The following is a 13,061-nucleotide window of genomic DNA, read 5'->3' on the forward strand; positions in this document are numbered from 1 at the left end:
TATGGCAAACCCGCTCTACGATACGCTCTTTGGACGACACGCCGAAAGCGATGCTGTGTTTCTGCACCTCGCGGATGGGGTCACGCTGAGCTATCGAACCTTCCTCGAAATGGCTGCGCAATATGCGGGGCTCCTGACGGAGGTTGGGCTGAAACCCGGTGACCGCGTCGCCGTCCAGATTGAAAAGTCCCCACAAGCACTTGCTGTTTATGCGGCTTGTGCGCAGGCGGGGCTGGTATTTCTGCCCCTCAACACAGCCTATACCCCTGACGAAGTGGCCTACTTCGTTTCGAACAGCGGCGCGGGTATCGTGCTGTGTGACGATCGGAAGCGGGACGGTCTCGCGCCCATTGCCGAACGCTGTGGCGCGCAATTGGAAACTCTGAACGAGGATGGGTCAGGCAGCTTTGCGGAGAAGGCCGCGACATGCCCCAAGTCTTTTCAAACCGTGTCTCGCGATACCGACGACCTTGCCGCGTTCCTGTATACCTCTGGCACAACGGGACGTTCAAAAGGGGCCATGCTGAGCCAGGGCAACCTGCTGTCCAATGCAGAAACCTTGCGACACGAATGGCGCTTCACCGCCAGCGATGTCTTGCTGCACGCATTGCCGATTTTCCACACGCATGGTCTGTTTGTTGCGACCAACATCACGTTGCTTGCGGGCAGCCAGATGATTTTCCTACCAAAATTCGACCTTGATCAGATGATTGCAGCAATGCCGCGCGCAACGACGATGATGGGGGTTCCGACATTCTACACCCGGCTGCTTGGAGACGCGCGTTTCACCAAAGAGCTTGCGGCCCACATGCGCCTCTTCGTTTCAGGGAGCGCGCCACTCTTGGCCGAAACCCACGTCCAATTCGAGCAGCGCACCGGCCACCGTATTCTGGAACGGTACGGCATGACCGAAACCAATATGAACACCTCGAACCCCTATGATGGCGAGCGCCGCGCAGGCACCGTCGGGTTCCCGTTGCCCGGAGTCGAGTTGAAAATCACCGACAGCAAAACCGGGGAGACCCTGCCAAAAGGTGAGATTGGCGACATCGAAGTGCGCGGCCCGAACGTGTTTCAGGGCTATTGGCAGATGCCCGAGAAGACTGCCGAAGAGTTACGGGCGGATGGTTTCTTTATCACTGGTGATCTGGGCCAGATTGATGCGGATGGATATGTCAGCATCGTAGGGCGCAACAAGGATCTGATCATCTCAGGGGGCTACAACATATACCCCAAAGAGATTGAATTGCTGCTTGATGAGCAACCGGGCGTCTTGGAAAGCGCGGTTATCGGCGTGCCGCACCCTGATTTCGGTGAAAGCGTTGTCGGTGTACTGGTTGCGATGCCGGACCAAGAACTGAACCTGGATCATATCAAGGAAAACATCGGCAAATCCCTCGCCCGCTTCAAGCAGCCGCAAAAGTTGGTCGTTCTGCCCGAATTGCCTCGAAACACGATGGGTAAAGTGCAGAAGAAATCGCTTCGGGAAGATTTTGCAGATACGTTTGTTTGAGATCGTGAGGTTGTAGTCGTTCATACGACCAGCAGAATTTCGGCTGTCTCTTAGGCGTACCCGACGCACCCTTATGCAGCTTCCAAAACGGCTTCGCGATACATCAAAGGTTGATCAAACACGCGTAGCCGACGCAAAGCTGGCAAGAACCGATTGTGACGCTCCACGGCGCCAAGGGCGGCCATACCCATGCAATATTTCGAACATTGCTTGGTTGGGTGAAGATGTTCACCCCGCAGAATGCGATCTGCCATCCCATTTCCCCGTGCCGATTTGGTTTCAAGTATGAAGTGATCGGGGGCGACGTGGCGTTCAACCACGTGGTTGTGGAACGACAGATTTGTGTCGATGGTCATGCGCTCTCCACCCTCTTTCGCCACCAGCGTTATGCGTGCATAACGCATCTTGATAACGGGCATTAATCTGCGGTTCAAAGGTGCTCCGTAGATGTCGAAATGGCAGCGGTCGATAAAGGTCAATGCGTCGTTGGACAGGCCCATTTCGCACCCAGCAAGCTTGAGCCGTTTTTTGACAGTGACGTTTCGCCGATCTTTGAGTTTGACCTCGAGATAGCTGAAACCCGCATCCACATACGTACGAACCCGTATCTTGCAGCGTTTCCTGCGCCCTTGGTGATGATCGAAATAAGACCGGGCATTTTTGTCATCGTGATACTCGGTCGCGTACAGGAAAGAGCGCTTGCCGCTGATTTCGAGCACGTCAAACAGGTCCTTGAACCTCACCAAGGCGGGCAGCAGCTGATCGATCGGCACAATGTATTTATTGTCCAACCGCTCGAGCATTGCCGCCTTTTCGTTCAGCGCTTCGAGTGAAATCGCATCAAAGGATGTGAGCGCGCGTGCCATGTTCAGGTTCATGTCGAAGTCTCCTGTTGAACGGATCATTTGCGATAGAAGACGCTGATTTGCGCCATGTCAGTGATGTAGTTGAGAGCAACAATCTGATAGCTCATGACCTCGACCCCCAATCGTTCTGACAGGTCACTGCGCATCTTGTTGGGGTTGGACAGGGCGTCATGTTCGATCTTGTCGAGCGTGATCTTGATGCCGTCCACGGACTTGAGAATGCGCGGGTGGTCGAAAGTGTAGGCACCCAGCAAAACCAATGTGATCACCGCGCCCACAAACAGAAGCGTCGTGCCCTGGATCGAGCAGATCACTGCGATGGCCACGGCGCCGAAGAAATAGGTAATCTCGATTTTCGTGATCTGTTCGGAGCGTAGTGTGAAAAGCGCAAGGATTGCGAACAGACCAAACCCTGCTGCCAGTGAAAACTCGACCGAACCAAGGATGGTGAGGACACCAAACGCAAAGATGTTGAACAAAGATGCCGCTGTGACGAGTTCCTTGTCGCGGTATCTGCGATAGAAAAACCCGAAAACGAGAATGGTCATGGCGACAATGTTCAGCGCAAAGCGTTCGATGATCCCGCTTGTGAGTATGTGTTCCAGCATGGCTTCAGACTTTCCGATTTCTGCTGCCAGTCTGGTCAGCATTCTCTGAAAAGTTTGGCGTTGTCAGATGGCGCATGTCTGCACGCGGGATGAAGCCCACGTAACCGGTTCATGAACGATTTGTGACAATTCCGGTTTGGCAAATGCCGGAACGGTTGCGCGATGCCTGGCGCGTTCATCTGGCGTTCATCTTTCGGCACGCATCAACGTCATCAAACCATGCGACAGTCGTGCGCTTGGGCGGTCAATTCATCGCTTTGATTGAACATGCTCTTGAGCGGGGAATCACGCGTTGCGCAGCAGACATTGGAGTTGGTCGATCTCAGAATTTGGGAAAATCGCACCGAGCGGGCCAGTGCGTTTGGTTTTGTGTCTCGTTCTCGCCCTCGGGATCAGCGTCGGACCGGCCGCGCAAGCGACGGCCCAAACAGCCAGCTTTAGGGCCGTTGATACGAATTCTGACGGCACGTTGAGCTATGACGAACTGGTCGACACATTCGGGAAAGGCGGAGCGGCACGGCTTCTGCAAAGGTCAGACCACAATGGTGACAACCGTCTTTCCATCGAAGAACTGCGCCGGGAACGCAGTGAGCGCGCAGACCGAAATGGCGATGACAGTGATCGTCGGTCCGGCAACGACAATGACGACCGTGATCGCGACGATGGTGACGATGGTGACGATGGTGACGATGGTGACGATGGTGACGATGGTGACGATGGTGACGATGACTAGGGAGAGACGTCCATGCAACCTCTCGCACCTGTTCATTTGACGTTCATCAAATTGCTCGGCGGTGGTTCATGCGTCTGCCGGATCACGGTCAGGCGACAGTGGCATCAAAGGAACATCGAAACACTTCAGTCAGGAGCGAACTGATGAACCAAATATTCCACCCGACCCCCGCCATGTGCACGTTTGCAAAGTGGGCATTCACGACCCGGCGTGTGACGCGCACGGATGTGCGCGGTTTCTCCACAAACTATTCTGCTGCAAAAGCGGGCGACCTGATCCTTTGCGAAATCGCAGAAATCGGACACCACAAGAAAATCCAGTTGGCGGAACGGCGTGTGTCGACGGGCTACCCCGGTGACCATGTGGTCCTTTGCCTTGGCGATCGCTATGCGCCGGACCAGTTTCTGGCCTCTGCCGTTATCGATGATGACCTGATTGATCTGGTCGCTGGTGGCGGTGTCGCGGGCCGTGTGGATGCAGCGCATCTGCAAATGGATGACCCAACACGGTTGCGACCATTGGGACTGCTCACAGGCCCGCGCGGACAAGTGATGAACGTGGCGGACTATTCCCTGCCCGCCCGACCCGCTAACGAGCATGTCACGGTGATTGGTGTATTTGGTGCGTCGATGAACTCTGGCAAGACAACGGCCGCCTCAAGCCTTGCGCACGGTCTTGGCCGCGCGGGCTATGTTGTCGCTGGCGTCAAGGCGACAGGCACGGGTGCCTTCGGAGATTTCAACAGCTTCGAAGACGGCGGTGCGCCCGCGCTGGATTTCACGGACGTGGGCATGGCGACAACCTTCCGGATGCCGCTGGAACGGATCGAGGCAGGCTTTGATACGCTCGTTGCGACGGCAGCGGAGCGCGGAGCACAGGTGGTCGTGGTGGAAATTGCCGATGGCGTGTTCCAGCAAGAAACCCGCGCGATCCTGACGTCATCGCGCATCCGCGATCGTCTTGACGGCATCCTTTTTGCAGCACCCGATGCACTCAGCGCGTTGGGTGGCGAAAAGGTTCTGAACATGATGAACCTCGGATCCTTTGCCATTTCCGGCATGGTCAGTTGTTCGCCCCTTGCCGCTGCAGAGGCCGCAGAGGTCACCGGGCTTCCCATCCTCTCGCGTGAGGATTTGTGGTCACCGGAGACCATCGCCACACATGTCGCTCCGCTGATGCGCCTGCCGCAAGAAGATGTGGCGGCATGACCTCTGTTCCGACCCTCGCCAAACAGGATCGCGTCACTGATGCGATCCTGATCACGCTGTGTGGCATTTTGCAGGCCGCCGCTGTGGCCATCGCCGCCTTCGCGACCCGAGACGCCTTTGCCGCGTTGCATTCCGGCACAGGGCTGACAAACGACACCCTTCTGAAATTGGGCTTGTCCGGTTTTGTCGGGGCGAGTTTTCTTCTGGCCTCTCGTCGCAGAGCCGAACGGCTTGGGCAAAGCTATGCCATCGAACTGCGCCACGTGCTTTACGAGAAGATCGCTCAACTTCCCAAATCGCGCCATGATGAACGTCGTGTTGGTGCCCTGGCTCTCCGATTTGTTGGTGATCTGGCCGCGGCACGGCTGTGGTTTGGGCGCGGGCTTCCCGATGTCCTGACGGCGGTCGTCGTCTTTCCGGGGGCCGCGATCATCCTGTTCTCACTCAGTCCCGCCCTTGCGCTGTCCGGCTTTGCCCCGCTTTGCTTTGTCGTCCTGATCATGGCTGCAACGGCCTGGCATCTGGAACGTCGTCACAAGACGTTGAGGCAGCGCCGCGCGAGCATTGCAATCAGGATGATCGAGCGCATTGCGATAGCGCCCGAACTGGACGTGATGGGGCGCACAAGAAAGGAGCTACGTGCGCTTGATGCGCAAGGACAGTCCCTTTTGAAAGACGCCGTGGCGCGCCGTGGCAGGACTGCCGCTCTGCAGTCGATCCTACAGGCGGGTGTTGCAATCTCCGGGGTCGCAATGCTGTGGAGTGCGGGCCAATACAAGATCACACCAGCGACCGTTGCCGCCAGCCTGTCAGTGCTGGCTTTGGTCGCTTTGCCCCTCCAAGATCTTGCAGCCGCATGGGATCGATATTGCGGCTGGCGCGTGGCACGGGCCAAAGCGCAGCGCCTGTTATGTGAACCCACGCTCGTGCGTCGGTCGCGCAAGACGATAACGTCGGCATCCATAGAGCTTCGTGGTGAATTGGATGGTTTGCCTGTGAGCTTCGAGGCGGACGCATCTGAGGTCGGCTATTTGACGGGTCCCCAAAGCGGACAAATCGCTCGACATATTTCAGGCTTGGACAAGTCGGACGGCCTTGAGGTCTTGTTTGACGGACAAACAATCAGACCGAAGATTGCGCATATCGGCGATGATTACATCGGGCTGCAGGGTAGCCTAAGGCGATCTGTCGTGTTGATGAACCGCAAGCGTCCAAGTGACGAACAGATTGCTGACGTCTTAGTCGCATTTGGCCTGAAAGATTTGCTTGCGTCGCCGGGCGGGCTCGATCAGCGCATATCTGAAAATGGCAAAGGCTTGACCGCGGACCAAACGCTACGCCTCGACTTGGCACGCGCCGTTTTGGGCGAAGCAAATGTGATCGTCATTGCGTCACTGCGATGGGTTGCCAACCCTCATCAGGCGAACCTTTTGAAAACCCTGCGCCAACAGACATCTGCCACAGTTATCTTGGCGGAAACGACAAACATCTCCATTCTAGCCGAATAACCCGAAGGCCATCCGACATGCGCTCCACAACTCTTTTTGGAATATACGCGGCCATCATCATCGGCCTCATAAGCGTGCTGGCCGTGCTGACGCTTTACAGCTTGGAAAAATCGCGCTGGTGGGATGCAAGGACGCAGCTGGCCCAAGAGTCATACGGGTTGCACTTGCGCCTGGAGGCAAACCTCTATCGCCTGTTCAAACAGCACGGCGACGCGCTTCTCATCGGTGATCGCGACGGCGGCGAGGGTGAGCGTGCCCTGAGGATCGCAATCAATGAAAACCTCGTCGACATCCGAGATGTCATCGAGCGCGAGATCGCAATGGTGGGTGAGGAGGAGGTCGAAGAATTGGACCTGCTCGACGAAATCAAAACCGACATTCAGGCCGTAAATGATGCAATCGCGACCTTGACCACGTCAGGCGATCCGATCGAGACTTTTGTGCAGATCGAGCGACTAGCGGCCTTGCTCGACGACGACATTGATGTCGAACTTGACCGCAAGATCGAAGCCGCACTTGAAGAAGAGTTGGAGGAAGTTGAGGAGGTCCTTGCCGAAGCCGCCGCGTTTCGCGCGTGGAACAAGCGATTGGTCTATGTGATTTTGGTCATCACCGGTGGGTCATTTATTGTGGGACTTCTGTCCTTCAACGGGCAAATCAGGCAACCCATCGTACGGTTGCAGCAAGCGATCGCTCGGTTGCAAAACGCCGACTACACAGCACAGGTCCGGCTCGGGGGGAGCCGTGAGTTCCGTGAGCTTGGCACAGTGCTTTTCAACATGGGCAAGGGTCTTGCCGCACGGGAAGCCAGCCGTGCTGAGCAGAAAAAGCACCTTGAAGACACAGTGCAAGCGCGCACAGCCGAGCTTCAGCAATTGATCGACAAGCTGGAAACAGGCGAAGAGAACAGAAAGCGATTGATGGCGGATATCAGTCACGAATTGCGCACGCCTCTCGCCATCATCTTGGGCGAAGCAGATGTCACGTTGCGCACTGCCGGGAAGCTGCCAGAGGCCGTGTCAGACTCGTTTGCACGCATTCGCGAGTCCGCCAAACATACAAATCAAATCGTAGATGACATGCTAACGGTGGCGCGCGTCGAAGCTGGCGAACTGCGACTTGACCGGAAAAAGACGGACCTGCGCAAGGTCGTGAAAGACGCGATATCCATGTTTCCAAGCTCCGTTCTGGTCACGGAGCCGGGCCATCAGATTGTCGCAAACATTGACGAGGTACGCATCCGTCAGTCGGTATTGGCGCTGTTGCACAATGCACGTCGATATGGCGGTCCCACCGTGTCAGTGTCTTTGGAAGAAACGCCGACATTCCATAAGATCTGCGTCGAAGACAACGGCCCCGGCCTGAACGCTGCCGAGAAGTCGCAAGCGTTCGAGCGGTTTTTTCGCGGCTCCAATGCGTCTGGGCAAGGTGAAGAAGGCAGCGGCCTCGGCCTGCCCGTCGTGAAGTCCATCGTTGAGGCCCATAAAGGCTCCGTCAATCTCGAAGACAGTGACGAAGGCGGACTTCGGGTTGTTATTGAGTTGCCGCACGAGCCACGGGTGAAACTGGTATCGACCGGCGTCGCACAGACGCGCGACTAAGCCGGTGAGGTAAGATGTATATTGAGCGAGAAACCAATTTCCAGCACGGCAACACCTCTTTGGGTGGCCGCCAATTTTTGAGCTAAACCGGAGTCGGACATGAACATATTGCTTGTCGAAGACGAGACCCGCGTCGCCGATTTTATCCGACGTGGTTTGGCCGCCGAGGGGTGGTCGGTCGACCATGCCGGCGATGGTGAAGATGCGCTCGAGCATGTCGCATCCAATGCTTACGATGTGATCCTTCTCGATCTGATGCTGCCGGGTATCCAAGGCCAGGACGTGTGTCGAAAGCTGCGCGCCCGGAAATCAACGACACCCATCCTGATGCTGACAGCGCTCGACAGCAGTGAGGAGCGGGTTGAGGGATTGAAGATAGGTGCGGACGACTACCTTCCCAAACCGTTCGACTTCGATGAACTTGTTGCACGCATAGAAGCGTTGCACCGGCGCGCAACCGGCTACGCTGTCGATGTAAGCGATACACTGATCACAAGTGGTGCACTGAGTTTTGACCGGTCTTCGCTGCAGGTCACTATTGGCGACAAGATCGTAGATTTATCAAAGAAAGAACGGGATCTTCTCCTCCTTTTCCTGACCAACAATGGTCGCGTTTTGTCGCGGGAACGTATCCTCAATTCGGTCTGGGGTCTGAACGCTGACCCTCTGACCAATGTGGTCGATGTTTATGTCGGTCGCGTCAGGCGCAAGATCGGCAGTGAGGGCGATCGGATCGTGACGCTTCGGAACGTTGGGTACAGAATGACGTGAGTGCGGTTGCCTGTTCACCGACCGGAACTGGCGTATGGCCGTCGAACATGTGTAACAAAACCTGCCTGTCACCCAGTGGGCGCATTGCAGCCCGGCGCTGCTTAGGGCGCCAGATGCGTACTTGCGGGCGAGGTGGATAAGGCCTCAAACTTGCGGGTAAATGTTACAAATGGCCATCGCGACATCATCAAAATCGGCTTAGGTCGTCATGCCCAATTATAGACAGGACTGTCGCTCCGGCAGACAGTATTCAACATGATCGATCGGCCCGAGAATTTGTTATCGATCGCCCTGCACCGACCTGCTGCCAATGCGCCCAGTGTGTAGGACTACCTGGGACTTGTCTCTTCGCTCACATGCACCGGCACCGGAGATCAGCACGGTCAACTCCTCGAACTTCATATCCCCCTGCTTTCGAACAAAATCGAACGCGCATCGGTGGTCGTCCTGCGCGTTAGGGAAGTCGATCACCAATCGATCTGGCAAGATGTCGGAGCCGGACGCGTTGATCTCCCCGTTTTAGTTGGGGCACCTTTGCTTCGAGGCCTTGGCGCATCGGTCCTGTTCGAACAGAATTTCGTCCAGTTACACAGTTCCGACATATCCCCGCCAGTGTCGTTGCAGGCCTATCTCAAAGCGATCCACGTTGCCGTCGTATTTCGGGAAGAAGACGCGGGCTAACCGATCAAAGGCTAGCGGCGATGAGGCAGCGAGGACATGTGGTCGCGTGGACGCTGAGGTTCGCGTCCATACCTGATCTCGTCGCCAGAACCGGTGTGCTGCCGACAATTCCAGCACCCATCACACGGTCAAGTTTGGTCTGGGCTTGGCGGAACTGCCGTTCAGGCTAGACCCTGTTCCGGCGCGACTGCCCAGGCACGAGGGTCGGCAAACGGATCCGGTGAATATATGGTTACGCGATCAGGTCAAAGGCGTTGTCGAAAGCCATACGAAGGCTTGAACCTGTTCTAGAATGTAAAATTCGCAGCGGCTTGTTCCCTGCGATCAATGCGTAACCGGGTGCGGTGCGGCAGTTATCATCTCGTATGCGCTGTAGTTGAAGAGTACTTAACCACTTGATTAATTAACTATTTGGTTTATTAGCTTATCTATGAGAAATGATGATCGCTTGGACGCTGCCTTTTCAGCGCTCGCTCACCCTACCCGGCGGGCCATCCTCGCGCGACTGGCCAAGGGCACGGCAACTGTGAACACGCTTGCGGAGCCGTTCGATATGTCGCTGCCCGCCGTGTCCAAGCACATCCGCGTGCTGGAAAGTGCAGGGCTGATCAGCCGCGAGAAGGATGCGCAGTTCCGTCTGTGCTCGCTGAATACACAGCCGATCCAGGACATCGCCAGCTGGACCGAACAGTACCGCCATATTTGGGACGCCCGTTTTGACGTGATGGGCCAATTGCTGAACGACCTAAAGGAGAGGGACAATGAGTCAGGACAATAACTGGGTCCGGATCGAACGGAAATTCGACGGCCCCATTGATCTTGTGTGGAAGATGTGGACCGATCCTGCGTTGTTCAAACAATGGTACGGGCCCAACGGCATGTCCGTGCCCACTGCGGAAATGGACGTGACCGTCGGCGGCACGCGCAAGGTTTGCATGTCCATGCGATCACCCGAACGGTCGATGGAGATGTGGTTTACCGGTGTCTACAAAGAGGTGAACGCCCCCCGCCGTCTCGTTTACACCGAAAGCATGTGCGACGCCGATGGCACGCTGATCTCACCCAAGTCCATGGGCATGCCCGACAGTTTCCCCGACATCACCGAGGTGATCGTGGAACTGACCGAGGACGGCGACAAGACCCGTATGGTAATGGTGCATGTCGGTGTAGAGGCGGGCACGGCAGGTGCGGGTGGATGGAACCAGGCTTTCGACAAGCTGGGAGCCTTGGCGCAATCCCTCGCTGGTGCGGCCCAGTGACATGCGTGAACTTGGGGTTCTAGCGTTCGTGACCCTGGACGGGGTCATGCAATCTCCCAGCGCGCCCGAGGAAGACCCTTCGGGCGGCTTTGCAGAGGGTGGCTGGACGGCGCCCTATTGGGACGGCGTCATGCCTAATGTGGAACGCACTGCGATGGCATCGCCCTACGACATCCTGTTCGGGCGCAAGACCTATGATATCTTTGCGGGCCACTGGCCGAACGCGCCGAAATCTGACGTGGCCGATATGCTCAATTCAGCGCGTAAATATGTGGCCACAACGCGCGGCGACGCTCTGACTTGGGAAAATTCGCAGGCGTTGGCGAACGATGTTGTGTCGGAGGTACAACGGCTGAAATCCGAAGATGGCCCGCGTCTGCAAATCCACGGTAGTGCCGCGTTGATCCAGACTTTGCTGGCGGCCGACCTGATTGATGTTTTTCAAATCTGGACATTCCCGGTCGTCGTCGGCGCAGGCAAGCGATTGTTTGAAGCTGGCGTAACGCCCCGCCGCTATGCTCTGCAAAGTGTCGAGGCTTTGGAAATCGGCGTTGTGCATCAGGTGCTCAGACGCGCAGAAGGCAACGCGCCCTGATCCTGACCGCGAAAGATGACCCCGAGGGCCAGTGCGAAAAGTCCAAATTGCAGGCTGAGAAACACAGTTTCCATCGCGATAAAGACCCCTGCCCCCGGCACGTTCGGTTTGGCGACAAGCGCCAGTACATGGCTTGTCCAGAAGAACAGACCCAGCAGCCCTGCAAACCGGAACGCCCGTCCGAACCCTGCCTGCCCCAGCCGAAACATCGGATAGATCGCCGCCAGCACAGCCCCTTGAATGATCATGCTGGCCAGACCGACCGCAATGTTCGGCTCTCCCTCAAAGTAGCCGAATGTCACGTAGCGATCCGGGAACAGTACGAGGTGCCAGATGATCGCCAAGGGAAAGACGATGACCGGGTAAACGGCGGCTGCAATGAGTTGTTTGCGGATCATTGCCATCAGACCCCCTCTGCCCGTTTCCAAAGGGCCATAGCGCTGCCGCCCGGATCACGAATGAAACTGGCGTCACCTGCGGGGCCTTTGACATTCTCGGCAATGATGGTCGCGCCATGGCGTTTCGCTTGGACGATGGCGGCGGGCAGATCGTCCACCTCGATGTAAGGCACCCAGCCGCTCATGCCCTCAAGCGTGTCGCAAGTCGCGGCAAAGGGTGTGTCCACCCCGTCCGCCGTCAGGAAGGTTATCGGGCCGATGACCTTCGGTTGCCAGCCAAACATAGCGTGCAGGAAGTGCGTCGTGTCATGCCGCGTTTCGGTCATGTTGTCGAACCATACGAAAGGGGATGGCATCAAATCTCTCCACTTGCAATTTGCAAGTGCTTTGATAGCCAGTTCGCTTGCATATTGCAAGTGTCCTGTGATGATCTATATCTGCCTCATGACAAAAACTGGCAAACCCGACTGGTCAGGATGCCCTACGCGCTATGCGGCAGGGATCGTGGGGGACAAATGGTGCTTCCTCCTGTTGCGCGATGTGCTGCTGCACGGCAAACGCACCTATCGCGAGTTTCTGGCCTCGCCCGAGGGGATTTCGACCAATATTCTGGCCAACAGGCTGTCAAAGCTGGAAGCGCTTGGCATGTTCACGCGCGAACCGGACCCGCGCAAGGCCAGCAGCGTGTGTTACTTCCCCACCCAGAAAGCCAAGGATTTCCTGCCTGCACTTGTGTCCATGATGGTCTGGGCCACGCAATATGACGAGATGACTGAAGCACCCGCATCCTTTGCGGCCAGCTTCAACGACGACCCAAATGGCACCATCGCCTGGTACGTGGCCGAGATGGCCCGTGTGGACCGGGCGTTAAGGGGCGGGTGACCTGTTGGTCCACCACGTGTGCATCGAGGTAAAGACCGGCTCAAGCGCCAGACCATCCACGCTTGCCGAATACTCGACTCGTGGCGGCACCTCTGCATGGACCTTGCGCGTGACAAGACCATCGGCCTCCAGCGCCCTGAGCTGATTGGTCAGCATGGTCTGAGTGATCCCGTCGATGGATTTGCGCAACTCGCCAAAGCGTTTGGTCCCTTGAAAGATCAGGATCTGCAGAATCAGCAGCTTCCACTTGCCGCCGATCATCCCGATCACCGTGGGGGCCGGGCATGTCTTTTGCCCCGCCTCGGACGCAGTTGCTGGGTTTGGTACGCTCTGTGTCATTTGGTTTTCCGCATTAGTATGATTTTTGATAGTATACCAAAAAATTCTGCCTACTTTTCTGATCATACCTTTGGGGCTAGGCCTGTGCAAACACGCGGC

The 13,061-nt window shown here is 56.7% G+C and carries 15 protein-coding genes and 1 pseudogene; 10 read left to right on the forward strand and 6 right to left on the reverse strand.

From position 1 onward, the window contains the following. Position 1: 1 nt before the first annotated feature. Entirely contained in the window at positions 2 to 1,513 is a 1,512-nt protein-coding gene (locus tag Q1A32_RS02490; RefSeq protein WP_299649025.1) for a malonyl-CoA synthase, read from the forward strand. Positions 1,514 to 1,584: 71 nt separating this feature from the next. Here Q1A32_RS02490 and Q1A32_RS02495 read toward each other — a convergent pair whose 3' ends face one another. Both Q1A32_RS02495 and Q1A32_RS02500 read right to left on the reverse strand, forming a co-directional pair. Further along, complete coding sequence (locus tag Q1A32_RS02495; protein ID WP_299649028.1) at positions 1,585 to 2,391, reverse strand: polyphosphate polymerase domain-containing protein; 807 nt, start codon at positions 2,389 to 2,391, stop codon at positions 1,585 to 1,587. A 23-nt stretch (positions 2,392 to 2,414) separates the two neighbouring features. Next, positions 2,415 to 2,987, reverse strand: a complete 573-nt coding sequence (locus tag Q1A32_RS02500; protein WP_299649030.1) for a DUF4956 domain-containing protein — start codon at positions 2,985 to 2,987, stop codon at positions 2,415 to 2,417. Positions 2,988 to 3,342: 355 nt separating this feature from the next. Between Q1A32_RS02500 and Q1A32_RS23985 the strand changes: the two are divergent. Next, positions 3,343 to 3,477, forward strand: a pseudogene (locus Q1A32_RS23985) (EF-hand domain-containing protein); the annotation flags it as partial. A 42-nt stretch (positions 3,478 to 3,519) separates the two neighbouring features. Here Q1A32_RS23985 and Q1A32_RS02505 read toward each other — a convergent pair. Next, positions 3,520 to 3,738, reverse strand: a complete 219-nt coding sequence (locus Q1A32_RS02505; protein WP_299649033.1) for a hypothetical protein — start codon at positions 3,736 to 3,738, stop codon at positions 3,520 to 3,522. 125 nt (positions 3,739 to 3,863) lie between these two features. On the opposite strand from Q1A32_RS02505, the gene Q1A32_RS02510 reads away from it, so the two are divergent. The 7 genes from Q1A32_RS02510 (at position 3,864) to Q1A32_RS02540 (ending at position 11,343) form a co-directional block, all read left to right on the forward strand. Next, entirely contained in the window at positions 3,864 to 4,928 is a 1,065-nt protein-coding gene (locus Q1A32_RS02510; RefSeq protein ID WP_299649036.1) for a hypothetical protein, read from the forward strand. Continuing rightward, a complete protein-coding gene (locus Q1A32_RS02515) occupies positions 4,925 to 6,436 on the forward strand; it encodes an ABC transporter ATP-binding protein (RefSeq protein WP_299649039.1) in 1,512 nt (503 codons plus the stop codon). Before Q1A32_RS02510 ends, Q1A32_RS02515 begins: the two co-directional genes overlap by 4 nt. Positions 6,437 to 6,453: 17 nt before the next feature. Beyond that, positions 6,454 to 8,037, forward strand: a complete 1,584-nt coding sequence (locus Q1A32_RS02520; RefSeq protein WP_299649042.1) for a HAMP domain-containing sensor histidine kinase — start codon at positions 6,454 to 6,456, stop codon at positions 8,035 to 8,037. Positions 8,038 to 8,136: 99 nt separating this feature from the next. Next, positions 8,137 to 8,808: a response regulator transcription factor gene (locus Q1A32_RS02525; RefSeq protein ID WP_299649045.1), complete on the forward strand. Its 672-nt coding sequence runs from the start codon at positions 8,137 to 8,139 to the stop codon at positions 8,806 to 8,808. Between the two features lie 1,129 nt (positions 8,809 to 9,937). Then, positions 9,938 to 10,267 carry a helix-turn-helix transcriptional regulator gene (locus tag Q1A32_RS02530; protein WP_299649049.1) on the forward strand — a complete coding sequence of 110 codons (330 nt, stop codon included), beginning with the start codon at positions 9,938 to 9,940 and terminating at the stop codon, positions 10,265 to 10,267. Continuing rightward, the gene (locus Q1A32_RS02535) at positions 10,251 to 10,748 is read left to right on the forward strand and encodes an SRPBCC domain-containing protein (protein ID WP_299649052.1); all 498 of its coding nucleotides are present in this window, start codon (positions 10,251 to 10,253) and stop codon (positions 10,746 to 10,748) included. The genes Q1A32_RS02530 and Q1A32_RS02535 overlap by 17 nt, the downstream gene beginning before the upstream one ends. 1 nt (position 10,749) lies before the next feature. After that, positions 10,750 to 11,343 (forward strand): dihydrofolate reductase family protein, encoded by a 594-nt coding sequence (locus Q1A32_RS02540; protein ID WP_299649055.1) that lies wholly within the window; start codon positions 10,750 to 10,752, stop codon positions 11,341 to 11,343. Here Q1A32_RS02540 and Q1A32_RS02545 read toward each other — a convergent pair. After that, positions 11,307 to 11,747 carry a hypothetical protein gene (locus tag Q1A32_RS02545; protein WP_299649058.1) on the reverse strand — a complete coding sequence of 147 codons (441 nt, stop codon included), beginning with the start codon at positions 11,745 to 11,747 and terminating at the stop codon, positions 11,307 to 11,309. The two genes, Q1A32_RS02540 and Q1A32_RS02545, sit on opposite strands and share 37 nt — an antisense overlap. After that, positions 11,747 to 12,097, reverse strand: a complete 351-nt coding sequence (locus Q1A32_RS02550; protein ID WP_299649061.1) for a VOC family protein — start codon at positions 12,095 to 12,097, stop codon at positions 11,747 to 11,749. The genes Q1A32_RS02545 and Q1A32_RS02550 overlap by 1 nt, the downstream gene beginning before the upstream one ends. 70 nt (positions 12,098 to 12,167) lie before the next feature. Between Q1A32_RS02550 and Q1A32_RS02555 the strand changes: the two genes are divergently transcribed. Further along, positions 12,168 to 12,623, forward strand: coding sequence for a helix-turn-helix domain-containing protein (locus Q1A32_RS02555; RefSeq protein WP_299649064.1), 456 nt, complete (start codon positions 12,168 to 12,170; stop codon positions 12,621 to 12,623). On the opposite strand, the gene Q1A32_RS02560 is transcribed toward Q1A32_RS02555, so the two are convergent. Further along, positions 12,609 to 12,962 (reverse strand): helix-turn-helix domain-containing protein, encoded by a 354-nt coding sequence (locus tag Q1A32_RS02560; RefSeq protein ID WP_299649067.1) that lies wholly within the window; start codon positions 12,960 to 12,962, stop codon positions 12,609 to 12,611. The genes Q1A32_RS02555 and Q1A32_RS02560 overlap by 15 nt on opposite strands. Positions 12,963 to 13,061: the final 99 nt, after the last annotated feature.

Source organism: uncultured Tateyamaria sp. (assembly GCF_947503415.1).
GTDB lineage: Bacteria > Pseudomonadota > Alphaproteobacteria > Rhodobacterales > Rhodobacteraceae > Tateyamaria.